The 25503-nt window shown below is 70.3% G+C and carries 23 protein-coding genes; 11 read left to right on the top strand and 12 right to left on the bottom strand.

Annotated elements, in window-relative coordinates; translation table 11 throughout:
• Positions 1-6: 6 nt before the first annotated feature.
• The gene (locus tag ACGFY9_RS18760) at positions 7-879 is read right to left on the bottom strand and encodes a helix-turn-helix transcriptional regulator (RefSeq protein WP_393755405.1); all 873 of its coding nucleotides are present in this window, start codon (positions 877-879) and stop codon (positions 7-9) included.
• A gap of 119 nt (positions 880-998) precedes the next feature.
• Between ACGFY9_RS18760 and ACGFY9_RS18755 the strand changes: the two genes are divergently transcribed.
• A complete protein-coding gene (locus ACGFY9_RS18755; RefSeq protein ID WP_393755404.1) occupies positions 999-1853 on the top strand; it encodes an NAD-dependent epimerase/dehydratase family protein in 855 nt (284 codons plus the stop codon).
• A gap of 6 nt (positions 1854-1859) precedes the next feature.
• Here ACGFY9_RS18755 and ACGFY9_RS18750 read toward each other — a convergent pair whose 3' ends face one another.
• Genes ACGFY9_RS18750 through ACGFY9_RS18735 form a run of 4 tightly spaced genes read right to left on the bottom strand, consistent with a single transcriptional unit; the run spans position 1860 to position 5893 of the window.
• Positions 1860-3155, bottom strand: a complete 1296-nt coding sequence (locus tag ACGFY9_RS18750) for an MFS transporter (protein WP_393755402.1) — start codon at positions 3153-3155, stop codon at positions 1860-1862.
• Entirely contained in the window at positions 3152-4477 is a 1326-nt protein-coding gene (locus ACGFY9_RS18745; RefSeq protein WP_393755401.1) for a GH1 family beta-glucosidase, read from the bottom strand. The genes ACGFY9_RS18750 and ACGFY9_RS18745 overlap by 4 nt, the downstream gene beginning before the upstream one ends.
• Before the next feature lie 46 nt (positions 4478-4523).
• Positions 4524-4790 carry a protealysin inhibitor emfourin gene (locus ACGFY9_RS18740; RefSeq protein WP_019074114.1) on the bottom strand — a complete coding sequence of 89 codons (267 nt, stop codon included), beginning with the start codon at positions 4788-4790 and terminating at the stop codon, positions 4524-4526.
• Between the two features lie 35 nt (positions 4791-4825).
• A complete protein-coding gene (locus ACGFY9_RS18735; RefSeq protein WP_393755399.1) occupies positions 4826-5893 on the bottom strand; it encodes a M4 family metallopeptidase in 1068 nt (355 codons plus the stop codon).
• Positions 5894-6239: 346 nt separating this feature from the next.
• On the opposite strand from ACGFY9_RS18735, the gene leuA reads away from it, so the two are divergent.
• The 6 genes from leuA to ACGFY9_RS18705 all read left to right on the top strand — a co-directional run bounded on the left by leuA (position 6240) and on the right by ACGFY9_RS18705 (position 14205).
• Positions 6240-7973 carry a 2-isopropylmalate synthase gene (gene leuA, locus ACGFY9_RS18730; RefSeq protein ID WP_393755398.1) on the top strand — a complete coding sequence of 578 codons (1734 nt, stop codon included), beginning with the start codon at positions 6240-6242 and terminating at the stop codon, positions 7971-7973.
• A gap of 196 nt (positions 7974-8169) precedes the next feature.
• Complete coding sequence (locus tag ACGFY9_RS18725; RefSeq protein ID WP_393755396.1) at positions 8170-8874, top strand: TerB family tellurite resistance protein; 705 nt, start codon at positions 8170-8172, stop codon at positions 8872-8874.
• 151 nt (positions 8875-9025) lie between these two features.
• Complete coding sequence (locus tag ACGFY9_RS18720) at positions 9026-11098, top strand: MMPL family transporter (protein WP_393755395.1); 2073 nt, start codon at positions 9026-9028, stop codon at positions 11096-11098.
• Between the two features lie 42 nt (positions 11099-11140).
• On the top strand, positions 11141-12295 hold the full coding sequence (locus tag ACGFY9_RS18715) for a sensor histidine kinase (RefSeq protein ID WP_393755946.1): 1155 nt from the start codon (positions 11141-11143) through the stop codon (positions 12293-12295).
• Positions 12292-12957 carry a response regulator gene (locus ACGFY9_RS18710; RefSeq protein WP_393755393.1) on the top strand — a complete coding sequence of 222 codons (666 nt, stop codon included), beginning with the start codon at positions 12292-12294 and terminating at the stop codon, positions 12955-12957. The genes ACGFY9_RS18715 and ACGFY9_RS18710 overlap by 4 nt, the downstream gene beginning before the upstream one ends.
• A 54-nt stretch (positions 12958-13011) precedes the next feature.
• Complete coding sequence (locus ACGFY9_RS18705; protein WP_393755392.1) at positions 13012-14205, top strand: exo-alpha-sialidase; 1194 nt, start codon at positions 13012-13014, stop codon at positions 14203-14205.
• 90 nt (positions 14206-14295) lie between these two features.
• On the opposite strand, the gene ACGFY9_RS18700 is transcribed toward ACGFY9_RS18705, so the two are convergent.
• The 5 genes from ACGFY9_RS18700 to ACGFY9_RS18680 all read right to left on the bottom strand — a co-directional run bounded on the left by ACGFY9_RS18700 (position 14296) and on the right by ACGFY9_RS18680 (position 21041).
• Entirely contained in the window at positions 14296-15231 is a 936-nt protein-coding gene (locus tag ACGFY9_RS18700; RefSeq protein WP_393755390.1) for a dihydrodipicolinate synthase family protein, read from the bottom strand.
• On the bottom strand, positions 15228-16250 hold the full coding sequence (locus tag ACGFY9_RS18695; protein ID WP_393755389.1) for an oligopeptide/dipeptide ABC transporter ATP-binding protein: 1023 nt from the start codon (positions 16248-16250) through the stop codon (positions 15228-15230). The genes ACGFY9_RS18700 and ACGFY9_RS18695 overlap by 4 nt, the downstream gene beginning before the upstream one ends.
• Before the next feature lie 190 nt (positions 16251-16440).
• Positions 16441-18429 carry a dipeptide/oligopeptide/nickel ABC transporter permease/ATP-binding protein gene (locus ACGFY9_RS18690; protein WP_393755387.1) on the bottom strand — a complete coding sequence of 663 codons (1989 nt, stop codon included), beginning with the start codon at positions 18427-18429 and terminating at the stop codon, positions 16441-16443.
• Positions 18429-19388, bottom strand: coding sequence for an ABC transporter permease (locus ACGFY9_RS18685; protein WP_393755385.1), 960 nt, complete (start codon positions 19386-19388; stop codon positions 18429-18431). Before ACGFY9_RS18685 ends, ACGFY9_RS18690 begins: the two co-directional genes overlap by 1 nt.
• 18 nt (positions 19389-19406) lie before the next feature.
• Positions 19407-21041: an ABC transporter substrate-binding protein gene (locus tag ACGFY9_RS18680; RefSeq protein ID WP_393755384.1), complete on the bottom strand. Its 1635-nt coding sequence runs from the start codon at positions 21039-21041 to the stop codon at positions 19407-19409.
• Positions 21042-21253: 212 nt separating this feature from the next.
• Between ACGFY9_RS18680 and ACGFY9_RS18675 the strand changes: the two genes are divergently transcribed.
• The 3 genes from ACGFY9_RS18675 to ACGFY9_RS18665 are packed head-to-tail and all read left to right on the top strand — an operon-like array spanning position 21254 to position 22664.
• Positions 21254-21967: a FadR/GntR family transcriptional regulator gene (locus ACGFY9_RS18675; protein ID WP_393755382.1), complete on the top strand. Its 714-nt coding sequence runs from the start codon at positions 21254-21256 to the stop codon at positions 21965-21967.
• A gap of 43 nt (positions 21968-22010) precedes the next feature.
• Positions 22011-22448, top strand: a complete 438-nt coding sequence (locus ACGFY9_RS18670) for a protein-tyrosine phosphatase family protein (protein WP_393755380.1) — start codon at positions 22011-22013, stop codon at positions 22446-22448.
• Between the two features lie 45 nt (positions 22449-22493).
• On the top strand, positions 22494-22664 hold the full coding sequence (locus ACGFY9_RS18665) for a helix-turn-helix domain-containing protein (protein WP_393755378.1): 171 nt from the start codon (positions 22494-22496) through the stop codon (positions 22662-22664).
• On the opposite strand, the gene bla is transcribed toward ACGFY9_RS18665, so the two are convergent.
• Positions 22657-23619: a class A beta-lactamase gene (gene bla / locus ACGFY9_RS18660; protein ID WP_393755376.1), complete on the bottom strand. Its 963-nt coding sequence runs from the start codon at positions 23617-23619 to the stop codon at positions 22657-22659. The genes ACGFY9_RS18665 and bla overlap by 8 nt on opposite strands.
• Before the next feature lie 147 nt (positions 23620-23766).
• On the opposite strand from bla, the gene ACGFY9_RS18655 reads away from it, so the two are divergent.
• A complete protein-coding gene (locus ACGFY9_RS18655; RefSeq protein ID WP_393755374.1) occupies positions 23767-24945 on the top strand; it encodes an abortive phage infection protein in 1179 nt (392 codons plus the stop codon).
• Here ACGFY9_RS18655 and ACGFY9_RS18650 read toward each other — a convergent pair.
• Positions 24897-25364: a GNAT family N-acetyltransferase gene (locus ACGFY9_RS18650; protein ID WP_393755372.1), complete on the bottom strand. Its 468-nt coding sequence runs from the start codon at positions 25362-25364 to the stop codon at positions 24897-24899. The two genes, ACGFY9_RS18655 and ACGFY9_RS18650, sit on opposite strands and share 49 nt — an antisense overlap.
• Positions 25365-25503: the final 139 nt, after the last annotated feature.

The raw sequence follows: 25503 nt of genomic DNA, 5'->3' as shown, positions 1-25503 counted from the left end.
CGCTCCTCAAACGCCGGAGGGGCTGATTTTGCGGGCTGGATCTTGGGTCATGTCCTGTAGGCCTATTACGCGCAGGAGTTGCAGCCGTTCGTGCGACTCCGTGCCGGGGCGGGCCGTGTGGATGATCAGGAGGTGGTGGGCGTCCTGGTTCAGGAGGATCTCGCAGTCCAGCTCCAGAAGGCCGACCAGCGGGTGGCGGAAGCGCTTCGTGGACTGACGGCGTACCGCCACCTCGTGTTCCTCCCACAGGCGCGCGAACTCCTTGCTGGACGACCGGAGTTCGGCCACCAGCGCGGCCGGCTCGGGGTCGTCGGGGCGGGCCGCGGCCACCGCGCGCAGGTTCGCCACGTGGGAGCGCGCGTGGTCCGGGATGTCCTCCGGGGGGAACATCTCCCGTGCCGTCGGGTCCAGGAAGAAACGGCGGAGCAGGTTGCGGTCCTGGGGCGGGCGGGCGAACACGTCGCCGGTCAGCGCCCTCGACATCGCGTTCTGCGCGATCATCTCGCCGCAGTCGCTCGACACGTGCGCCGGGGTGTCGTGCAGCCGGTCCAGGACCAGGAGAAGCCCCGGCCGCAGGTGGGAGGACCCGCCTCCCCGGCGCGGCGGCTCCTCGCCGGTCAGGTGGAACAGGTGGTCGCGCTCGTCTTCCGTGAGGCGTAGAGCGCGGGCCAGCGCCGTCAGCATCTGGCGGGACGGGTGCGGGCCGCGGGCCTGTTCCAGGCGTGTGTAGTAGTCCACGGACATACCGGTCAGTTGGGCCACCTCCTCGCGGCGCAGGCCCGGTGTACGGCGGCGGGGGCCGGCCGTGAGGCCCACGTCGGCGGGGTCCAGGCGGGCCCGGCCGCGGCGCAGGAAGTCGGCGAGTTCGGCTCGGTTCACGCTTCCAGGGTGCGGCACTCCACCCGGCTTATCCAGGGACTGCCGATCCCCCGACCGGAAGGTCTCTCCCGGCACCGGCCCGCCTGCCCAAAGCTGGTCGGAGACGAGAGGAGCACAACATGTTGACACTGGTGACAGGCTCGACGGGCCAGGTCGGACGCCGCTTCGTACCGAGGCTGCTGGCGCAGTCCAGGCCGGGGGAGCGGGTGCGCGTGCTGGTGCGGGACGAGGCCCGCGGCGAGCGATTCGCGGACCTGGGCGCGGAGGTCGTACTCGGCGATCTGCGGGACGAGGACGCCCTCGGCAAGGCGGTCGCCGCCGTGGACGCGGTCGTGAACGTCGCCGCGTCCTTCCGCGGCGTACCGGACGAGGAGGCCTGGGCCGTCAACCACGCGGCGGCGGTCGCCCTGGGGCACGCGGCACTCGCCTCCGGAGTACGGCGCTTCGTCCAGGTCAGCACGGGGCTCGTGTACGGCACCGGGCGGGGCCGCCCCATGACCGAGGAGGACGAGAGCCGCCCCGGCGGCCATATGTGGGGCGCCTACCCCGACGCTAAGGCGACGGCGGAACGGGAGTTGCTCGCCCTGGACGGCATGGACGTCCGCGTCGCCCGACTCCCCTTCGTCTACGGCGAGGGAGACCCCCACCTCGCCAACTCCCTCCAGTGGGCGGCACATTGGGCCTCGAACCAACGCCTCCACATGGGCCACCACGCGGACGTCGCCCAGGGCCTCCTCCGCGTCCTGCACGCCCCGGGGATCGCAGGCCGGATCTACAACATCGCCGACGACGCCCCCGTCACCGCGGTCGAACTCCACCTGCTCAACGGCGTCGAGATCCCCGCCGAACTCCACGAACGCACCGACCCCGACCCGTGGTTGGGCATCATGTCCACGGAACGCATCCGCCGCGAGCTGGGCTACCGCCCGCTGTTCCCGACGGCGTGGTCGGCGCGGGACGCGGGCGTTCTCTGACCCGCCTCAGTCCACCCCGCGGATCCGCCGCACCAGCAACGCCCCCGCCATCCCGATCACCGCGGACACCAGATACAGCACCCGGTACCCGCCCAGATACGTCACGATCGGCGCGGCGAGGGCGGGCGCCGCGACCTGGGGCAGCGCGTTCGCCACATTGATCACGCCGAGGTCCTTGCCGCGGTCCAGGGCCTTCGGGAGGACATCCGTCATCAGGGCGAAGTCCACCGACGTGAAGACGCCGAAGCCGATGCCCAGGACCGCCGCCGCGACGACCGCGCCCGGCCACGTCTGCCAGCCCGCGAGGACCGCCGTCGCCACCGCCATCAGCACACCGGACCAGATCACGAACGGCTTGCGGCGGCCGACCCGGTCCGACCACACCCCGCCCACCACCACCGTGGCCAGCAGCGTCAGACCGTTCACCGCCGTGAGGATCAGGACGCCCTGGTCGGGGTCGTGGTAGTGCAGGCGGTCGCGCAGGTAGTACAGGAGGTACAGCAGCACCAGCGCGTTGCTCAGGTTGATCAGGAAGCGGGTCAACCAGGCCCAGCCCAGGTCGGGATAGCGGCGCGGGCTCAGCCAGAAGCCCCGCAGGAAGCCCTGCCAGGACCACGGCGGGCGGGTCTCCGGCGGGAGCTGGAGGTCCTTGTGGCGGAGCACGTACGGCAGCACGCCCACCGCCGTGAACACCGCGCACGCCACATAGCCCGCCCCGATGCCCCCGGCCGCCGTCGCCAGACCCGTACCGCCGACCACGCCCAGGATCTGCGCGGCGCCCAACCAGCCGCCTACAGAACCCCGTTGGAGTCGCGGCACCCGGTCGGGCACGGCCGCCGTGACCGCCGCGAAGGCCGCGTTCAGGGTGAGCTGGACCAGGCACCAGCCGGCCGCCATCGTCCATACCCCGCCGGCACCCGCGAGCAGCAGCAACGACAGTGCCCCGCCCGCGGCCCCGCCCACGATCCACGGCGTACGGCGGCCCCACCGCGCCGTCGTACGGTCGGACAGCGCGCCGAAGAGCGGATTGGCGACCAGTGACACCAGCGCGCCCGCGCCCGTCACCCACGCCAGCATCGTCTCCTTGGACATGCCGGTGCCTGGCGCGAAGTCCTTGGCCTGCGACGCCAGCAGGATCTGCAGCGGGCCGTACCAGCCCACCCAGATCGCCCCGTTGGCGAGCGACAGCGCGGACGTCCAGCCCCGGCCCACGCGTTCGACGGGTTCGGCCAGGGCGAGCGCCGAAGTGGCCGTGACGGGAGCCGGGTTGCCGTCGTCCACCGAACTCCCCGTCGTCGTCATCTCTGGGCCCGCAGCATGCCCTGGAACCAGCCGTACGACGCCTTCGGAGTGCGCGCCTGTGTCTCGTAGTCCACGTGTACGAGGCCGAAGCGGCGCTCGTAGCCCTCCGCCCACTCGAAGTTGTCCAGCAGCGACCACACGAAGTACCCGCGGACGTCCACGCCCGCCTCCAACGCCCCGTGCAGCGCCCGGACATGGCCGTCGAGGTAGGTGATCCGGTCCTGGTCGTCGACGCCGTCGTAGGAGCAGCCGTTCTCGGTGATGACGACGGGCGGGAGGCGGTCGCCGTAGCGGTCGCGGAAGGTGGTGAGGAGTTCCGTGAGGCCCTCGGGGACCACCGGCCAGCCGAAGTCCGTCACCGGGACGTTCTCGATCTCCCTTACCGAGAAGGGGAGTTCGGCCGGGAGAGTCAGGCCGCCGAACTCGATCTCCGCGCCCTGGGGCGCCCCGACCCTGCTCGGCGCGTAGTAGTTGATGCCGTACCAGTCGATCGGCTCGGCGATCACCTTCAGGTCGGACTCGACGTCGCCCGGCATCAACTCGCCCAGCCCGGACGGGTATTCGCCGAGCAGCAGGGGGTCGGCGAACAGGCGGTTCAGGAGGAGGTCGTAGAAGTTCGCCGCCTCGATGTCCTCCGGCTCCTGCGACGCCGGCCAAGTGGGGCCGTGGGAGTTGGCGATTCCGATGTCGGTGGCACCGGCCGCGCGCAGCGCCCGTACCGCCAGGCCGTGGGCCAGGAGTTGGTGGTGGGCCACCGGGAGCGCGTCGAAGAGGAGTGCCTTGCCGGGGGCGTGGGCGCCCAGCGCGTGGCCCAACAGGGTATGTTCCGCAGGCTCGTTGAGGGTGATCCACTTCTTCACCCGGTCGCCCAGGCGGTCGGCGACCACCGACACGTACTCGGCGAAGTGTGACGCCGTGTCCCTCCGCAGCCAGTCCTGCGTCACCGGGAGATCCCAGTGGAACAGCGTCGGGACCGGGCGTACGCCCGCCGCGCACAGGTCGTCGACGAGGCGGTCGTAGAAGTCGAGGCCGCCGGGGGAGTTCACCCGCGGCCAGGAGATGGAGAAGCGGTACGCGTCCACGCCCAGGTCGGCCAGGAGGGTCACGTCCTCGCGGTGGCGGTGGTAGTGGTCGCAGGCCACCGCCGCCGTCGAGCCGTCCTTGATCCGGCCCGGCTCGGCCTCGAACGTGTCCCAGACGGACCGTTCGCGCTCGTCCGCCGCGCCCTCGATCTGGTGGGCCGAGGTCGAGACGCCCCAGAGGAAGTCGGCCGGGAACCGAGGTATCGGGTTGCCTGCATCAATCGCCATGCGCCGGATCATCGGTACCGGCGGTAACGGGTGTCAACGGGCGGGCGTGAACAAGCAGTTACGCACCTTCCTTCAACACCCTCTGGATCAGCGTCCGTTGCTCCTCCGTAAGACTGGGGTCCGCCGTGTACACGGTCTTCCCGTCCACCGTGATCTCGTAGTGGAAGCCGTCCGGGACACCGGACTTCGGCGTGCGCCGGCCGTCGGCGACCACCCGCTCGGCCAGCGCGTGCCACTCATGGGCGTCGGGCCGCGCCGAGGTGTCGACCTCGCCGCGGCGCTCGATGCCACCGAACCCACCCGTGCGCCGTACCTGAATACGCATGAGTCCTGTCTAGTACGGATACGGGTGCCGCGCGACTACGAGGTCGGCACCCCGACCTGTTCCCACGCCTTCGTCACGGCCCGCAACTCCTCGCCGCCGTCCCCGAACCGCGTCTTCGCGGCGGCCACGGTGAGCTTCGCGAAGTCCGCGAACAGGGCGTCCTTCTTCAGCTCGCCGCCGGTCAGGACGTCGTACCAGATCTGGCCCGCCTTCTCCCAGGCGTGCCCGCCGATCGCGTCGGCGACCAGGTAGAAGGCGTGGTTGGGGATGCCGGAGTTGATGTGCACGCCGCCGTTGTCGCTGCCGGTCTTGACGAAGTCGTCCATCGTCGCGGGCTGCGGGTCCTTGCCGAGGGCGTCGTCGTCGTAGGCCGTGCCCGGGGCCTTCATGGAGCGCAGGGCGACGCCGGAGACGCGCGGGGCGAGGAGGCCCGCGCCGATCAGCCAGTCGGCGTCGGCGGCGGTCTGGCCGAGCGTGTACTGCTTGATGAGCGAGCCGAAGACGTCGGAGATCGACTCGTTCAGGGCGCCGGACTGGCCGAAGTAGGTCAGGTTCGCGGTGTACTGCGTGACGCCGTGGGTGAGTTCGTGGCCGATGACGTCGACCGGGATGGTGAAGTCGAGGAACAGCTCGCCGTCGCCGTCGCCGAACACCATCTGCTCGCCGTTCCAGAACGCGTTGTCGTACTTCACGTCGTAGTGGACGGACGCGTTGAGCGGCAGGCCCTGGCCGTCGATGGAGTGGCGGTTGAAGGCGTTGAGGTACAGCTCGAAGGTGGCGCCGAGCCCGGCGAAGGCGCGGTTGACGGTGGCGTCCTTGCCGGGGTCGGAGCCCTCGGCGCGCACCTTCTTCCCCGGCAGGTCCTGCTTGTGCTTCGCGTCGTAGATCGTCCGCTGCGGCTTGTCGGTCACGGCCGGCGCGGCGAGGGTCGGGGCGCCGATGACCGTGGTCAGCCGGCGGTGGGTGCGCTCGTAGGCGTCGCGCTCCAGGGTCTCGCGGGCGGGACCGGCGAGCGCGGGGTCCTCGTGCTGGGCGAGCCTGTCGAGGACATGCGGCGGGACGATCGTGCAGAAGACGGGCTCGAAGCCCCCGTGAGTCGTCATGCCCGGCACGATGGCACTCCGTTAGCGACATGTCACTACGCGCGACCTTGATTGGTGAAATGTGAGGATGCTCCACTCAGGGATGGTCGCTCTGTGTTATCGGGCGACGGCCGAGTGTGGCTTGGCGCGCAGTTCCCCGCGCCCCTGGGGGGTTGTAGTCCCGCATGTTGATACGGGGCCGCGTGTCCACGGTGGCTCGGCTAGCATGCTTCGCATCATGCGTATCGGGCTGCTTCTCCTTAGCTGCCGCGGCGAGGGCCTGTAGTCGTAGGCCGACCCCCTCCCCGCGGAGTCTGGCGTTGCGCCGTCGGCCGTCCTTCAGGACACCACGAGGAGCCCCCGCATCATGGCAACCAGCCGCGCCAATCGCCAGCAGCCCAGTTCCATGCCGATCCACAAGTACGGCCAGTACGAGCAGGTCGACATCCCCGACCGCACCTGGCCCCAGCAGCGGATCACCGTAGCCCCCCGCTGGCTCTCCACGGACCTGCGTGACGGGAACCAGGCCCTGATCGACCCCATGTCACCGGCGCGCAAGCGCGCGATGTTCGACCTGCTGGTCAAGATGGGCTACAAGGAGATCGAGGTCGGCTTCCCGGCCTCGGGGCAGACCGACTTCGACTTCGTGCGCTCGATCGTCGAGGAAGAGGGCGCGATCCCGGACGACGTCACGATCTCCGTGCTGACGCAGGCCCGCGAGGACCTGATCGAGCGGACCGTGGAGTCCCTGAAGGGCGCCAAGCGCGCCACGCTGCACCTCTACAACGCGACCGCGCCCGTCTTCCGCCGCGTGGTCTTCCGCGGCTCCAAGGACGACATCAAGCAGATCGCCGTCGACGGCACCCGCCTGGTGATGGAGTACGCCGAGAAGCTGCTGGGCCCCGAGACCGAGTTCGGGTACCAGTACTCGCCGGAGATCTTCACGGACACCGAGCTGGACTTCGCGCTGGAGGTCTGCGAGGCGGTCATGGACGTCTGGCAGCCCGGCCCGGGCCGCGAGATCATCCTCAACCTGCCTGCCACCGTTGAGCGTTCGACCCCGTCCACGCACGCCGACCGCTTCGAGTGGATGGGCCGCCACCTGTCCCGCCGCGAGCACGTCGTGCTGTCGATCCACCCGCACAACGACCGCGGTACGGCCGTCGCCGCCGCCGAGCTGGCGCTGATGGCCGGCGCCGACCGCGTCGAGGGCTGTCTGTTCGGCCAGGGCGAGCGCACCGGCAACGTCGACCTGGTCACCCTGGGCATGAACCTGTTCTCGCAGGGCGTCGACCCGCAGATCGACTTCTCCGACATCGACGAGATCCGTCGTACGTGGGAGTACTGCAACCAGATGGAGGTCCACCCGCGCCACCCGTACGTGGGCGACCTGGTCTACACGTCCTTCTCCGGCTCCCACCAGGACGCCATCAAGAAGGGCTTCGACGCGATGGAGGCCGACGCGAAGGCCAAGGGCGTCACCGTCGACGACATCGAGTGGGCGGTCCCGTACCTGCCGATCGACCCGAAGGACGTGGGCCGGTCCTACGAGGCCGTCATCCGGGTCAACTCGCAGTCGGGCAAGGGCGGTATCGCCTATGTCCTGAAGAACGACCACAAGCTGGACCTGCCGCGCCGGATGCAGATCGAGTTCTCCAAGCTCATTCAGGCCAAGACGGACGCCGAGGGCGGCGAGGTCACCCCGAAGCAGATCTGGGCGACCTTCGAGGACGAGTACCTGCCGAACCCGGACAACGCCTGGGGCCGTATCCAGGTGAAGAACGGCCAGTCGACCACCGACACCGACGGCGTGGACACGCTCAAGGTGGAGGCCACCGTCGAAGGCGTCGACACCGTCCTGACCGGTTCCGGCAACGGCCCGATCTCCGCGTTCTTCGACGCCCTGCAGTCCGTCGGCATCGACGTACGGCTCCTGGACTACCAGGAGCACACGATGAGCGAGGGAGCCTCCGCGCAGGCCGCGTCGTACATCGAGTGCGCGATCGACGACAAGATCCTGTGGGGAATCGGCATTGACGCGAATACGACACGTGCGTCCCTGAAGGCCGTCGTCTCCGCCGTCAACCGCGCTACCCGCTGAACCATCCTGACCGGCGGTTTACCCGTCGTCGAAGGGCCCCGTACGCCGGTCTCCGGCGGGCGGGGCCCCGTCGTTTCCCGGCCATTCCGTGTGCAGGTCACGGAGAGGTCTCGTCAGGGGTACTGACTCCGGCTCGACAATGTGGCTAACATCACGCCAGCGCGGCGATGTTGCCGCGGCGTTACGGAGGTGCGACGTGCTGCCTGAACGGGGACGAGACGGCCGAGTTGTCCATGAGGGCCGTGCGGCGCGCGTGCTGGGCATCCGTACCGCGTGGACCAGCGTCGGAGACGGCGAGTTCTTCTGCCCCGGATGCGGGGGCGACCGCAACTTCCAGCGGCTCACCGGGCGCCGCCGCTTCACCGTGCTCGGCATGCCGGTGCTGCCGCGCGGCGACACCGGCCCGGTCGTCGAGTGCGCGGCCTGCCAGGGCCACTACGGCACCGACGTCCTCGACCACCCCACCACGAGCCGCTTCTCCGCGATGCTCCGCGACGCCGTCCACACGGTCGCCCTCGCGGTCCTCGCGGCGGGCGGCAGCTGCGCCCGTACGTCCCTGGAGGCCGCCGCGGGCACCGTGCGCGCCGCCGGCTTCCAGGAGTGCACGGAGGAACAGCTCGGCGCCCTCGTCGAGGCCCTGGCCGCCGACACCGGCCGCGTCTTCGGCGAACCCAGCGGCGCGGGCCTCGCCATAGAGCTGCACGAGGCCCTCGACCCGCTCGCCCCCCATCTCGCCCCCGCGGGACGCGAGTCGATCCTCCTCCAGGGCGCCCGCATCGCCCTCGCCGACGGCCCCTACACCCCCGCGGAACGCGACGCCCTCGCCACGGTCGGCGCCGCCCTCACCATCTGCTCGGACGACGTGACCCGGTTGCTGGCGGCGGCCCGGACACCCTCATAACCCCGGCCAGTACTCCCCAGGGAGTAATACGGCCGCACGGACACCCCTGGCAGTAGTCCCGAACTCGCCCTCCCGCGCGACGAATCGCCCCTATCGCGCCGGAAGTCTGGAGAGCGCAACCAGACATCCGCGCCGGAGGGGAGCCCGTTCCATGAGGGCCGAACAGAGGAACAGCACACGGCGACGAGCCATCCCCTGGGTGGTGCTTGCGCTCTGGATCGGGGTGCTCGCGCTGGCCTCGCCGTTCGCGTCGAAGCTCGGCGACGTCACGCACGACGGGGTGACCGACTACCTGCCCGCGAGCGCCGACTCCACCCAAGTGGCCAGGATCCAGCAGGAGTTGCCGGGCGGCCAGACCACCGAACTGGTCCTCGTCTACCACCGAGACACCGGACTCACGCCCACCGACAAGGCCACGGCGGCCCAACAGCTCACGCGGATCGGCACGTTGCACCCGCTCGCCGCGACCCCGCGAGGCGTCCCCTCCGCCGACGGCACCACCCTCATGTACCCCCTCACCAGCAACTGGCCCGGCACCGACGAGAAGAAGCGCACCGCCCTCGTCGACGACATCCGCCAAGTAGCCCACGACACCGGCGGGTTGACGGTCGATGTCGGCGGCCCCGGCGCTCTGGCCACCGACTCCGGCAAGGTCTTCGACTCGCTCGGCGGCCCCCTGCTCTACACGACCGTCGCCGTCGTGGCCGTCCTCCTGATCATCATCTACCGCAGCCCGGTCCTCTGGCTGGTCCCGCTCGCGGTCGCCGGAGTCGGCGACTTCCTCTCCATGGGCGTCTCCTACGGCCTCAACCACGCCTTCGGGACGACCATTTCGGGCCAGAGCACAGGCGTGATGACGATCCTCGTCTTCGGCGCGGGCACCGACTACGCCCTCCTGCTCATCGCCCGCTACCGCGAGGAACTACGCCGCGTCGAGCGCCCCTACGACGCGATGCGCGCCGCCCTCCGCGGCTGCGGCCCCGCCGTCCTCGCCTCCTCCGGCACGGTCGCCGCCGGACTGCTCTGCCTGCTCGCCGCCGACCTCAACTCCAGCCGCGGAATGGGCCCGTTGGGCACGGTCGGCGTCCTGTCCGCGCTCGCCGCGATGCTCACGCTCCTCCCCGCACTCCTCGTCCTCCTGGGCCGCCGCGTCTTCTGGCCGCTCGTCCCGGCCTACGGCTCCACACCCAAGGCCCGCCGGTCCCTGTTCACCGCGATGGGCAGCTCCGCCGGACGCCGCCCGCTGCTCGTCCTCGTGGCCGGCGCCGCCGTACTGGGCGCACTCGCCCTGGGCACCCTCAACCTCCCCGGTTCCCTCAAGCAGGACGACTCCTTCGTCGACCGCCCCGACTCCGTCACCGCGATGCGCACCCTCGCTGCGGCCTACCCCGAACGCTCCGCGCAGCCCATCGACGTCATCACCCCGGCCGCCCGCACCGACGCGACCCTCGCCACGATCCGGGCCACGCACGGTGTCGCGGGCGCCCAGCGGGGCCGTAGCGGGAACGGCTGGGCGGAGATCTCCGTGACCGCCGCAGGCGCGCCGCAGTCGGCGGCCGAGACGCGCACGATCACCGATCTGCGGCACGCGCTCAAGGGGTCCTACGTCGGCGGGCCCAGCGCTCAGCAGTTGGACCTCCGGGACACCAACGCGCGGGACCGGATGGTCGTCGTGCCCATCGTGCTCGTGTCCGTACTGCTGATCCTGATCGTGCTCCTGCGGTCGCTGGTCGCGCCGTTGATGCTCGTGGCCGCCGTGATCGCGGTGTGGGGCGCGGCGCTCGGCATCGGCGGGCTGGTGTTCGGGCCGGTGTTCGGCTTCGCCGGGACCGATCCGGGGACGGGGCTGCTGTCCTTCGTGTTCCTCGTCGCCCTCGGCGTCGACTACGGCATCTTCCTCATGCACCGGATGCGGGAGGAGGCGATCCGGGGCGCCGAACCGGTCGCCGCCGCGCTGACCGCCCTGCGGACGACGGGCGGGGTCATCGCCTCCGCCGGGCTGGTGCTGGCCGCGACCTTCGCGGTGCTGACGAACATGGGGCTCGTGCAACTGGTCGAGCTGGGCTTCGTGATCGCGGTGGGCGTGCTGCTGGACACCTTCCTCGTGCGGACGTACCTGGTGACCAGCGCGAGTGTGCTGCTGCGGCGGAAGGTGTGGTGGCCGGGGCGGCTGTCCCGGGAGCCCGAGACCGTACGGCCGGAGCGCCAGCCGGAGCCGGTGTGAGGGCCTCGGACGGGGCCGGCGGAGGATGACCCCGTGCAAGCGATGAGGCTGAGTGCCCGGCGGCAGGACGTGGTCCTCGCCGTCGGGCTCGCCGTGCTCGCGTCCGTCGTCGCCGTCAGCTTCGGGAGCGGACGGCGGCCGGACGCGCTCGGCTGGACGCTGCTGCTCGCGCTGCACGTCCCGCTCGTGTGGCGGCGACGCGCCCCGATGGCGGTGCTGTGCGTGATGGTCCCGCTGATCGCGACCTTCCACGAGCACGACTACAACCACTCCGCGCCGACCGGCGCGTCCATGGTCCTCCTCTACACGGTGGCGGTCACCGGAAGCGTCCGGCGCACGGTGATCGTCGGCTGCGCGGTCGTCGTGCTGATGGTGGTGCTCAAGCTCAGCGACGGCATGGCCGGCGTCGCCGAGAGTTTCCAGATCGCCGGCTGGGTCGTGTCCATGCTCGTCCTCGGCGGCTACCTCCGCGTCCATCGTCAGCTGACGGAGGCGGCCCTGGAACGCGCCGAGCGCGCCGAACGCACCCGCGAGGAGGAGGCCCGCCGCCGCGTCGCCGAGGAACGCCTGCGCATCGCCCGCGACCTGCACGACCTGCTCGCGCACAGCATCACCCTCATCGGCGTGCAGACCTCGGTGGCCGCACACGTACTGGCCGAGGACCCCGGCCGCCTCGACCGGGCCGCCGTGGCCAAGGCCCTGGACGACATCGCCGACACCTGCCGCAGCGCACGCGGCGAACTGCGCACCACGCTGGAGGTGCTCCGCGACCACGGCCCCCTCGACGAACGCGGCCCACTGCCCGGCCTCGACGGACTGCCTGACCTGGCCGCCACGGCCCGGGCGGCGGGGGCGAAGGTGGACCTGGCGGTGGTGGCCAAGGTGGTGCCGACGGCCGTGGGCGCGGCCGCGTACCGGATAGTCCAGGAGGCGCTCACCAATGCCGTACGACATGGCGGGCGCGCCGGTCTCACGGTCCGGGTCGGTGTGTACGAGCGGGACGGAGCGCTGTGTGTGGACGTGACGGACGACGGCGCGGGTACAGGTGACGGCACCCCCGGCTTCGGTCTTGTCGGCATGCGAGAACGCGTCCGCAGTGTCGGCGGCACGCTGGATGCCGGGCCGTTGGAGGAGAAGGAGGGCTACGCGGTGAGTGCCGTACTGCCGTTGCGAGCGCCCGGAGAGGAGGCGAGATGACGGCCATCCGGGTGTTGCTCGCCGACGACCAGACCCTCGTACGGGCCGCGTTCGCGATGCTCGTCGAGTCGGCGCGGGACATGGAGGTCGTAGGGCAGGCCGCGACCGGACGCGAGGCGGTCGCGCTCGCCCGCACGTCACGCGCGGACCTCGTCCTGATGGACATCCGCATGCCGGACCTGGACGGCATCGAGGCGACCCGCCTGATCGCGGCCGACGAGGACCTCGCCGGGGTGCGGATCCTCGTCCTCACGACCTACGACACGGACGAGAACGTCGTCGAGGCGCTGCGCGCCGGCGCGTCCGGATTCCTGGTCAAGGACACCCGTCCGGCCGAACTCCTCGACGCGATCCGTACGGTGGCGGCCGGAGAGGCGCTTCTGTCACCGGGCCCCACGTCCCGGCTGATCGCCCGGTTCCTGCGCAGCCCCGTCGCGCCCGCCACCGGCGGCCCCGCATGCCTCTCCGAACGCGAACGCGGAGTGCTCGCGCTGGTCGCGCGCGGCCTCAACAACACCGAAGTGGCCGAAGCGTTGGGCCTGAGTCCGCTCACCGCGAAGACGCACGTCAGCCGCATCATGGGCAAGCTGGGGGCGCGGGACCGGGCACAGCTGGTGATCGTGGCGTACGAGTCGGGGATGGTGACACCGGGGAGGCTGTGACGGACAGACAGGTCGGCGTCGTTCCGCGAGGGGCGACCTCCGTGAGGGAGAGCGATGACCATCCTGAGCCGCACGCTTCTCGTGGCAGCCGTACTGGTTGCTCCGATCACCTTCGCCGCGCACGCCTCCGCGCGCTCCGGCTGCACGTCGTCCGTGCCGTACGTCTCCGGAGACGGCGGCTACGACACCTACCGCATCCCGGCGACCGTCGTCACCGACCAGGGCACCGTCCTGGCCTTCGCCGAGGGACGCCACAACAGCGCGGGCGACACCGGCCACATCGACGTCGTTCTCCGGCGCTCCACCGACGGCGGCTGCACGTGGGGTCCGCTGGCGGTGGTGGCCGCGGGGGACGGGGACACCCGGGGCAACCCCGCCCCCGTCGTCGACCCCCGCACCGGCGCGATCGTCCTCGTCACCTCCTACAACAGCGGGGCCGTGACCGAGGGCCAGATCATGCGGGGCGAAGTCACGGCGGAACAGAGTCGCCGGGTGTTCGTGCAGCGGAGCTGGGACGACGGCCGTAACTTCACATCCCCTCGGGACATCACGGCGGAGGTGAAGCTGCCGACCTGGCGCTGGTACGCGACCGGCCCCGGTCACGCGGTCGCCCTGACGCGCGGCGTGCACGCGGGGCGGTTGGTCGTCCCGGCCAACCACTCCGCCGCGCCGGCCGCCGGGTCGAGCGACACCGGGCAGGAGGCGAAGTACTACGGCGGGCACGACCTGTACAGCGACGACGGGGGCGAGACGTGGCGGGTCGGGTTCGTGGACTCAACGTACGACGGGGTCGACAACGCGAATGAGTCGACCGCGGCCGAACTCCCCGACGGGCGGCTGTATTTCAGCTCCCGGGATCAGCTGGGGACGAGTACCGGGAATCGGCTCGACACGTACTCCAGTGACGGGGGTGTGAGTCTGGATCGGCCCTACGCGGTCCAGCCCACGTTGGACGACGTGCCTGTGGTGGAGGGGAGCGTTCTTCAACTGCCGGGGGAGAGGGCTCCGTTGTTGTTCTCGGCGCCGTCCGTCCCCAACGTGCGGGAGGGGATGGCGATTTGGCGGAGTGCGGATGGCGGGGGGAGCTTCGTGAAGGCGGTCACGTTGTCGGGGGAGTGGGCGGGGTATTCGGATCTGGTGGGTGTGGGGCGGGACACCGTGGGGGTGCTTTATGAGACGGGGGCGGTGAGTGCGTACGACACGATCGAGTTCCGGCGGGTGGGGGCGGCTGAGCTGGGTGGTGGCTGAGGATCCCCGTTTCCCACCCACCCGCCCGTCTCGGGCGTTTTAGAGGTCCACCTTTAAACGCCAGTAAACGGGTGGGTGGGTGGGAAACCCTTACAGCAACCCCGCCCCCGCCAGAAACTTCCCCACCCGCTCCACCTCGTCGGCAGACAACCCCACCTGAGGCTCCGCAGTCGCCGCGCACTCGATCACCCCCCGCAAATACAGCGCGGCCTTGAACGCCCCCAGCGCCGACGAACTACCTCCCATCCGCGCAGGGTCACCGACACCGACCAGCCCGAACAACGCACACAGCCGTTCCTGCTCGGCCCGCGCACGCGACCCGTCCCCGGCCCGGCACAGCGCGTCGAGACGGACGTACCCGTGAGGATCGACGTTGGCGAGACCCGGCACCGCCCCGTCCGCGCCCAACGCCAACGCCGAGTCGACGAACAGTTCGGACCCGGTGAGGACGCTGAACCCGGTGATGTCCGGATGGACACGCGCGCCGGTGACGACCGTACGAAACGCCCCGAGGTCCCCGCTGGAGTCCTTGAGCCCGGCCAGAACACCTTCGGCGGCGAGTTCGAGGACGAGGTCGGAGGGGAGTTTCGTGTGGACGGAGGCAGGGAGGTCGTAGGCGACGACCGGGACCGACGACGCGGCGGCTACCAGACGATAGTGGCGGGCGATCTCGGCGGGATGGGTGCGCGTGTAGAAGGGCGCGGTCACGACGACCGCGTCCGCCCCCGCGTCCGTCACGGCGGCCACATGGTCCAGCACCCGAGGCGTCGTCATGTCGATCGCCCCCGCCAGTACGGGGAGTTGACCCCCGACATGAGCCACCACCGCCTCCACCACGTACCTCCGCTGGCGGTCCGTCAGATACGCGGCCTCCGAGGTCGACCCGAGCAGAAACAGCCCGTGCACCCCCGCCCCGACCAGATGGTCGACAAGCCTGAGAAGTGAACGGACGTCCACCTCGCGTTCCGGTGTCAGGGGCGTGCAGACGGGCGGTACGACACCGGTGAGCGGGGCGGGGAGGGTCATGAAGGCTCCATGGGGCGGCTTTGGCGAACGAGGTCGCGGGTGGACAGGTCCTCCTCTACAGGATGGTGGCAACGGTAGAAATGTCCCGGTGTCGACGCGGCCGAGAAGTCCGGCATGGCGGAAGCGCACACGTCGTCCGCCTTCCAGCAGCGGGTGCGGAACGGGCACCCGCTCGGCGGACGCGTGGCCGACGGCACCGGGCCGACCAGCGGGATCGGGTCGATGGGGTGGAGGAGACCGGGGGTCGCCGAGAACAGCGCCCGGGTGTACGGGTGCCGCGCCCGGTCGGTGACCTGGTCGGCCGGGGTCTCCTCGACGATCCGGCCCAGGTACATGGTGATCACGCGGTCGCTCATCCGCCGTACCGTCTGGATGTCGTGGGACACGAACACCAGCGCCAGGCCCAGCCGTTCCTTCAGGTCGAGGAGGAGGTTGAGGATCTGGGCCCGGACCGACACGTCCAGCGCGCTGGTCGGTTCGTCGGCCACGACCAGGTCGGGGTCCAGCGCCAACGCCCGCGCGATCGCGACGCGTTGGCGCTGGCCGCCCGAGAGCTGCCCCGGGAGGCCGTCCGCCAGCGCGCGCGGGAGGCCAACCAGGGACATCAACTCCCGTACCCGGTCCTCCCGTTCGGCCTTCGTCCCACGGCCGTGCACGTCCAGCGGATCCCGCAGTATCTGCCGGATCGTCAGCCGCCGGTTCAGCGCGGTCGACGGGTCCTGGAAGATCATGCCGATGCCGGTGCCCACCGCGGTCCGCCGTTCGCCGTCCGGCATCGACCACAGGTCCCGGCCCCGGAACGACACCGTGCCGGACGTCGGCCGCTGTACGCCCACCAGCACCTTCGCCAGCGTCGACTTTCCGCAGCCGGACTCGCCGACCACGCCCACCGTCTCGCCGGGCGCGATCGTGAGGTCGGCGCCGGTCAGGGCGTAGACCCGGTCCCGGCTGAACAGACCACCGCTACGCGCCTTGTGCACGACATGAGCACCGGCCAACTCGACGAGCGCACCGCTCACTTGACCACCCTCCGACTCAACACCCGCGCCGCTCAATCGCCCACCTCCCGCACCCTTCACACCGTTCACCCCAACCCCCTAAGGGGCGCGGGGAACTGCGCGACCAGCCCCCACTCACCGGCACTCCGCACACGATCCGAACCACCCACCCCCAACCCGCCCCACAACCCACCCGCACCGCTCACCCCGCTCACGTGACCGCCCCGCTCTCCGTCGACACCAGATCGATCGCCGGGTGGTGGCAGGCCGCCGTGTGCGTGCGCGGGCCGACCAGGTCGGGGGCCGTCGTACGGCAGAGGTCGCTCGCCAGCGGGCAGCGGTCCGCGAAGCGGCAGCCGGCCGGGAAGTCGGCGGGGGAGGGGACGACGCCCTTGATCTGGGTCATCCGCTCGGCCGCCGACTCCAGGGACAGCACGCTGCCGAGCAGACCGCGCGTGTAGTGGTGGGCCGGTGACTCGACCAGGTCGGCGGTCACGCCCGTCTCCACGATCTGTCCGCCGTACATCACCACCACCCGGTCGGTGACGTCGGCGATGAGCGCGAGGTCGTGCGAGACGAGGATCAGCGCGAACCCCAACTCCTCGCGCAGCCGCAGCAGTAGCTCTATGACCTGGGCCTGCACGGTGACGTCGAGGGCGGTGGTCGGTTCGTCGGCGACGATCAGTTTCGGGTCGCGGGACAACGCCATGGCGATCAGCACGCGTTGGCGCTGGCCGCCGGAGAGTTCGTGCGGGTAGCTGCGCAGGGTGCGTTCGGGGTCGAGGCCGACCATCGTCAGCAACTCGCCTGCCCCGCGGTGCCCTCCGCGCCTTATGACCTGCTTGAGCTGGGCGCGGATCGTCATCGCCGGGTTCAGCGACGACAGCGCGTCCTGATACACCATCGCCATCTCGTGGCCCAGTAGTTTGCGGCGCACCCGCATCGGCTCGCCCACCAACTGCCGCTGGTTGAAACGGACATGGCCCCGGACCCGCGCGCCCTTCGGCTCCAGGCCCATCACCGCGAGCGCCGTCAGCGACTTGCCGCAGCCCGACTCGCCCACCAGGCCCAGGACTTCACCCGGCCGCACCTCGAAGCTGATGCCGTCGACGATGTCCACGCCGTGGTGCCGGCCATCGAAGCCGATCGCCAAGTTCTCGACCGCCAGGACCGGTTGGCCGTCGGGGCCGGGCAACGGCCGTGCCCTGGCCCGGAGTCGTAGCGCCGCCTCCGTCAGGCCGGGGAGCGGGAGCACCTCGCCGCTGCCGGGCTCGGGCGCGTCGAGCGGGTCCTCGTCGGGCCGTACGTCCACCTCGCGCGCGGCCGGGGCCGCCCACGCGTCCGAGACTCCCTCGGACAGTATGTTCAGCGAGAGGACCGTGATCAGCATCAGCAGACCGGGGAAGACGGTCGCCCACCAACCCCCGGTCAGCACCATGTTCTTGCCGTCCGCGATGACACTGCCCCAGGACGGGTCGGGGGGCCGGACGCCCGCGCCGATGAAGGACAGTGACGCCTCGAAGACGATCGCCTCGGCGACCTGCACCGTGCAGAACACCAGGATCGGAGCGGCGCAGTTGACGGCCACGTGCCGCGCCACGATGTGCGGGGTGCGGGCGCCGATCACCCGTTCCGCGGTGACGTAGTCCTCGCCGTACTGGTCAAGTACGTTGGCCCGTACGACCCTTGCGACCGGCGGGGTGAACAGGAACGCGATCGCGCAGATCAGTACGGTGATCCCGCCGCCGAACACCGCGACCAGTACGGCGGCGAGCGCGATGCCGGGGAACGCCATCACCACGTCCAGGCAGCGCATCAGCGTCTCGTCGACGCCCTTGCGGGAGGTCGCGGCGACCGCGCCGATCAGCGCGCCGGCGACCAGGGCCAGCGCGGTCGCCCCGAGCCCGATCGCGAGGGACCAACGGGCGCCATACATCAGCCTGCTGAGGATGTCCCGGCCGAGGCTGTCCTGGCCCATCCAGTGCTCGGCGGAGGGGTGTCCGGTGCCGTCGACGGGGAGCTGCTGGTCGAGCGGGTCGTCCGGTGCGAGGAGCGGGGCGAACAGCGCGACGAGGACGACGACCGCCAGGAAGCACACCGCGACCTTCGACAGCGGCGGCAGCCGGCGCCAGCCGCGCAGCCGGATGCCGGGCCGGGACAGGGTCTCGGCTAGGCCCTTGCGGGAGAACTGAGTGAACATCAGGAGGCATCCCTCAGGCGGGGGTTGACCAGCAGATAGAGGATGTCGATGACGAGGTTCACGACGACGAACCCGGTCGCCGTCGTGAGCACCACGCCCTGGACGACGGCCGGGTCGCCGTTCTGCACGGCGTCGATCATCAGCTTGCCCATCCCGGGGAGGGAGAAGATGGTCTCGATGACGACCGCACCGCCGAGCAGGTATCCGACGCGCAGGCCCAGTACGGTGAGTGGGTTCATGAGCGCGTTGCGGAGCACGTTCCGGCCGACCACGACCCGCGGTGGCAGCCCGCTGCCGATCGCCGTCCGGACGTAGTCCTTGTCCAGCTCCTCGACGACGGATGTCCGTACGATACGCGTGAGTTGGGCCGCCACGGGGAGCGAGAGGGCCAGCGCCGGGAGCGCCATCGTCTTGAGCCAGCCGGTGAGGGAGTCCGCCGGGTTGATGTAGCCGCCGGTCGGGAACCAGCCCTGGTCCACGGCCAGGTACTGGATCATCAGCAGCGCCAGCCAGAAGCCGGGCGCCGCGACCCCGGTCAGCGACACGACCCGGATGATCTGGTCGGGCAGCCGGTCACGGTAGATGGCCGCCGTCACCCCGCCGAGCAGCGACAGCACCACCGCGATCACCAGCCCCAGGAAGGTGAGTTGGAGGGTGAGCGGCAGTGCGGTGGTGACCTGCTCGACGACCGGTGCCCGGGTCAGGGCACTGGTGCCCATGTCGCCGCGCAGGAGCGCGCCCACGAAATGGACGTAGCGCAGAGGCAGCGGATCGAGCAGGCCGTTCCGCTCGCGGAAGTCGTGCAGTTGTTGCGGTGTCGGGTTCGCGCCCTGGAAGAACGCGGACGCCGGGTCGACGTCCGAGAAGCGCATCACCAGGAACACGAACAGCACGATGCCGAGCATCAGCGGAACGAGCAGGACGATACGGCGGGCCAGAATCCGGAGGACGGTGACCATGGTCCAACTCCCGTGCTGCTAGACCCACTTGGCCTGGAGGACATTGATGCCGGGGTAGGGCTGCGGCCTTATCCCCGTCAGCTTCTTCGGATCCCAGGCGGTCATCAGCTCGTTGTGGACGACGGGGTAGAGCACGGCCTGTTCGGCGACGATGTCGATGTAGTCCTGGATCATCGTCTTCTTCTTCGCCGCGTCCGGTTCCCGCGTCGCCTGGTCCATGTCCTTGAAGAGCTGCTTGGCGACGGAGTTCCCGGCCCAACGGGCATAGCCCATCCAGAGGTTCTGCGGGCCGTAGTTGTAGTGCATGATCAGGTCCGCGTCGAGGCCGAACTGGTTGGGGTTGGAGGCGGCGGCGACCACCTGGTAGTCCTGCTTCTGGTCCATCTTGGTGAAGACGGCCGTGGTCTCCTGCGGGGAGAGCGTCGTCTTCACGCCGATCGCGTCCCAGGACGCCTTGATGGTCGGCAGGCAGTCGACGATCCAACTCACGTTCACCGAGATGATGTTGATCTTCAGCCCGCTGACCCCGGCCGCCTTCAGCAGCGCCTTCGCCTTGTCGGGGTCGTAGTCGTAGACCGTCTTCGCGCGCCGGTAGGCCGGGTTGGCCTCGTTGAGGAACGACGAGGACGGCTTCCCGTGGCCCCGCAGGGCGACCTGGACCATCTTGCCGGTGTCGATGGCGTAGTGGAGCGCCTGGCGCACCCGTACGTCGTCGAAGGGCTTGTGCTGCGTGTTGAACATCAGGAACAGGTTGTTCATCCCGGCCCCGCCGCCGACCGTCATCCCGCCGCTCCGCAGCCGCTGGATGTTGGCGTACGGGATGTTGTCGGCGATCTGCGCGCCCGCGCTCGACCCGGAGATCTTGGCGACGCGCGGTGCCGCGTCCACGATCGTCAGCCAGTTCATCGTCTTGAAGGCGGGCGGGCGCGGGCCGTTGTAGCCGGCGAACGCGGCGAAGGTGGTGTTGGACTTCGGGTGGTGCGCGGTCTGCCGGTACGGCCCCGAGCCGACCGCCTTGCCCTTGATCGCGTCGTCCCAGGCGCCCGGCTTCGAGAAGATGTGCTTCGGCATGATCTTCGCGAGGGTGAGGCGTGAAATCCCTTCCGGGAAGGGGAACTTGAGGACCAGTTCGACGTTCTGGGCGTCGATCTTCCGCACCGCCTTCAGCCAGCCGGCGAAGAAGCCCTGCGCGAGGGTCGCCGTCTTCGGGTCGAGGATGCGGTCGAAGACGAAGACGACGTCGTCGGCGGTGACCGGCTGCCCGTCGTGGAACCTGGCGCCCGCCCGCAGCGTGAACTTCCACGAGGTGCCGCCGGTGTCCTTCGGCACGGCGGTCGCCAGCGCCGGATAGGGCGCGCGGGTGATCGGGTCGGTGTCGATCAGCCCCTCGTAGATGTGGTTGTTGCCGGCCATGGCGAACGCCGACGCCGTCTGCGTCGGATCCCAGCTGCCGTCGTTGCCGTAGCCGATCACCGCGGTCAGCGTCCGGTTCTTGCCGGTGCCCCCGCCGCCGGTGTCGTTCGTCGACTGCGGCCCCGACGAACAGGCCGTCAGGGACGAGGAGATCGCGGCCGCGGCGCCCAGCGCGCCGGAGTACTTCAGGAACGCCCGGCGGTGCAGCGCGGGCACGTTCTGGGTCACGTCTTCGCGCATGGTTACTCCAGGAGGTACGACGTCCTACGTCCTGCGGTCAGCGCGACCATAAGAGCGGCCGTGGGGACGGTCAAGGCATCGCACACGAATGGCGTAGCCGTCAGAGGTCGGACCAATGGCGGTTTGAAAAGGCGCGGGAACGGCGACAATTGACGCCCCATCAGGTCGGGCCGAGGTCAGACGTGGGACGTGGGACGTCTGATGCGGCTACGATGCGGCGCATGTCCGGGGAGCCAAGGAACAGTCGGATACAGCGCGAGATCGTCCAGCTGATCCTCGACCGCAAGCTCCAGCCCGGTGCGCCCCTGCCCACCGAGGCCGAGCTGATGGACGACCTCGGCATCAGCAGAAACTCCGTCCGCGAGGCCCTCAAAGCCCTCCAGGCCCTCGACATCGTCGAGATCAGACACGGCTACGGCACCTACGTCGGCCGCGCCTCGCTGACCCCGCTCGTCGACGGCCTCACCTTCCGCACCCTCACCCGCCACGAGGACGACGCGGACGCGCTGGCCGAGGTCCTCCAGGTGCGCGAGGTGCTGGAGGAAGGCCTGATTCATCGGGTCGTTGCCACCGTCACCGAACCGGAACTCGACAGACTCGAAGCGGTGGTGACCCGCATGGAGGAAGCGGGCCGCGCCGACCGCCCCTTCCCCGAACTCGACCGGGAATTCCACGAGTTGCTCTACGCCTCACTCGGCAACGAACTCGTCCCCCAACTCCTCGGCGCCTTCTGGACGGTGTTCCGCCGCGTCGCAGGCGCCCGCGGCTGGACCGACGACCCGGCCCCCGAACTCACCGTCCGCCGCCACCGCGACATCGTCACCGCACTGCGCGCCCGCGACGTCGAGGGCGCACAACGCGCGATGGCGGACCACTTCCGCGGGATCGAGGCACGGGCGGCACAGGAGTCACGGGGAGTGGGCTGACCTTTCGGGGCAGCGGACGGCCCGTCATCTCTACGCTGGCCGCATGGCAGAGCCCTGGAACCCGACCACCACCGGCGTCCTACGGCTGCCCTCCGGCCGCCTGGTCCGAGGCCGCGCCCTGCGCCGGCCGCTCCCGGCCGACGGCCCGGCACCGACGTACGGCGTGTATCTGCTCGGCGGCCCGCCGCCCCAAGTCCCTTGGTCGGCACGGTGGTTGCGCTGGCCCGACTTCCGACTGCCCGCCGACCGCGCCGAGGCCCGCACAGTCCTCACCGAGGCCTGGCAGCGGGCCCGCACCGAGCGCGTCGAGATCGCCTGCGCCGGCGGCCGGGGCCGTACCGGCACAGCACTCGCCTGCCTCGCGGTCCTCGACGGCGTGGAGCCGGGGGAGGCGGTCGCCTACGTCCGCGCCCACTACGACCGGCACGCGGTGGAGACACCGTGGCAGCGGCGGTACGTACGGCGGTTCGGGCAGGGGTAGTTGTCACACGTGGCGCGCCCGGAAGCGTAGGCCGCCGCTCTCCGCATGCAGGCCGCGTTGCCATTCCTCGCCGAAGGGTTGCCGGTGGAGTCCGTGGCGCGGCGGGTGGGGTACGCCTCGGCGAGTTCCTTCACGGCGGCGTTCCACCGGGTGGTCGGGGTGCCGCCGAGGCAGTACTTCCCGCGCTGGCGGTGGTGTCTGCTCCGCACTAGCTGATCGCTTCCGCCACCAACTTGGCGGTGTCCGCGACCAGTTCGTTGTCGTACGGCGCGTCCGGCAGGGCCGGCTTCGTGGTCAGGACCGCGAGGACGACCGGGTCACCGGCCTCCGTCCAGGCGATGCCGACGTCGTTGGCGGTGCCGTAGTCGCCGCTGCCCGTCTTGTCGGCGATCGTCCAGGTCGCGGGGAGCCCGGAGCGGAAACGGGTGGCGCTCGTCGTGTTGTTGAGCAGCCAGGCGGTGAGCCGGTCGCGGTCGGGGCGGCGCAGGGCGTCGCCGAGGACGAGCTTGCCGTACAGGCCGGCGATCGCGCGCGGGCTGGTGGTGTCGGTGATCCGGTCCGGCTCGGCCGAGTTCAGCTCGGTCTCCCAGTGGTCGAGCCGGGTGACCCGGTCGCCGAGGGAACGGGCGAAGCGGGTAACGGCGGTGGGGCCGCCGAGTTCGCGCAGGATCAGGTTGCCCGCGCCGTTGTCGCTGTAGCGGATCGCCACGTCCGCGAGCTGCTCGACCGTCATGCCGTCGGCCAGGTGCGCCCGGGTCTGGTCGGAACCGTCGACCAGATCGGCCTCCGTGTAGTGCACGACCTTGTAGAGCACCTCGCCGTGCCGGTCCAGGTCCCGCAGGACGGCCGCGGCGGCGAGAGTCTTGAACACCGAGCACATCGGGAAGAGTTCGTCGGCACGGTGCACGACGGTCTTCTTCGTACCGAGGTGATGCGCGAACACGCCCACACGGGCGGTGTGTTGCTCCTCAAGGGCGCGCAGGCCTGCCGTGACGTCCGTGCCGATGTCGTCTGATGCCTGGGCCGAGGAGGTGCCGGCGAGGAGGGCCGCGGCGGTGGCTGCACTGGCGGTGAGCAGGGTGCGGCGGGTGGCGGTGGCGGTGGCGGTGCGGGGCGAAGGAGTCGTAGGGGTCGTAGGGGTCGTAGAGGACTGTTCGGAGCCTGAGATCACGCTCTCCTTTGTTCGGTCCGCGTCGACGTTCGGTCGGTTTCCGTCAACGATCTCTCCAGTGACCGACGCGACAGTTCATCCCTTGGTTGCGTCGCCGTAGACCATCGGGCGATCCTCGTACGGGTGCCGGATCGGCACAGTGGGCGCATGGTGAACACACAGGGGATCACTCGGGGGCAGTTCCTGGCGGGGTCGGTGGCCCTCGGGGCGGCGGGCGCGCTGCTCCCGTCGGGACAGGCGTCAGCGCAGCCGCGTACACCTCCACAGGCGACACATGCCCGGCGTCCCGGCCTGCGCCACCACGGCGTCGTCTACACGGTCGGCGAGGGCGAGACCCCCGCCACCGCCTGGAACCCGCGCCGGATGCGCGCCGACCTCCGCGCGATCCGCGACGAGTTGCACGCCGACACGGTCGACGTCACCGGCGACGGCGTCGACCGCCTCGCGGCCACCGCCGCCGAAGCCGCCGAACTCGGCCTGCACATCTGGCTCCAGCCCACCCTCGCCGACGTCCCGGAGCGGGACATCCTCGAACACCTCGCGGAGACGGGCCGGTTCGCGGAACGCCTCCGGCGGCAGGGCGCGAGCGTCGACTTCAGTGTGGGCTGCGAGTTCTGGCTGTTCGTACCCGGGATCGTGCCCGGCGCGACGGTCCTGGATCGCGTCCAGAACATCCTGAACGGCACGTTCGACCCGGCGAAGACGCAGCGCGGGCTGAACGCGTTCACCAAGAAGGCGGCGGCGATGGGCCGTTCCGTCTTCCACGGCGGCCTCAGCTACGCCGCCGCCCAGGACGACGAGGTGGACTGGAACCTCTTCGACATCGTGGGCATCGACTACTACTCCTACTTCCGCCAACCAGCCGACTATGTGCGGGAGTTGATGGCCTACCAGCGCTGGGGCAAGCCCGTGGCCATCACCGAGTTCGGCACCTGCGCGTACAAGGGCGCCGAGAAGACCGCCGGCATGGGCTGGAACGTCGTCGACCACGACAAGGACCCGGAGGAGATCAAGGGCCACCTCGTCCGCAGCGAACACACCCAAGCGGCGTACGTGGTCGATCTGTTGGAGGTCTTCGAGTCGATGAACCTCTACGGCGCGATGGCCTTCGAGTTCGTCACCCCGGACGCCCCGCACCGCGCCCACGATCCCCGTCACGACCTCGACATGGCGAGCTACTCCATCACCAGGACCATCAAGGACCGTCCGTACGACCCGGGTTCACCCTGGCACTGGGAGCCGAAGGAGGCGTTCCACGCGCTGGCGCGGCAGTACCGTCACAGGGCGAGTGTCATGAGGAGGCGGTGCTCGCCCGGCCCGAAGTAGTCCTTGAGGACTCCTTGCTCGGACGAGAAACCCAGCGAGCGGTACAGCACGATCGCGGCGGCGTTCGTCGGTTCCACGGTCAGGCGGACCTGGTGGACGCTCTCCGTGCGCAGCCGGCGCAGGGCCTCGACCATCAGGCGCCGGCCCAGCCCATGGCCCTGCTGGTGGGGCGTGACGGCCAGACTCATGATCCAACTCACGTAGCCGTCCGAGGTGTTGACGAAGAGGATGTAGCCGAGAAGGCCCTCACCGTCGTCGAGGACGAGGATGCGGTCGCCGTGGATGTCGCAGAACTGCCGGAGCACGAAGGCGGGGTACGGCTCCTCGGGGAAAGCCTCCCTGTCCACGCGCAGGAGCTCGGGCAGGTCGGCCTCGGTGATGCCTCTCAGGGTCAGGTGTCGGTCGGTGCGGTCGGCCAAGAATGCCTGGTCAGCGCGGCGGCCCGCAGAAGGGAAACGTTCCTCCGGAAAGGGCGTCATACTGCCTCCTGAGGGTAGGAAGTCAATTGCGCGTTGACGGCTCGTGCGACTCGTACGGGTGGTACGGGCGAGACGTGTG

The organism is Streptomyces sp. NPDC048504, from assembly GCF_043200035.1.
GTDB lineage: Bacteria > Actinomycetota > Actinomycetes > Streptomycetales > Streptomycetaceae > Streptomyces.
This window is presented reverse-complemented; position numbering and strand designations above follow the sequence as displayed.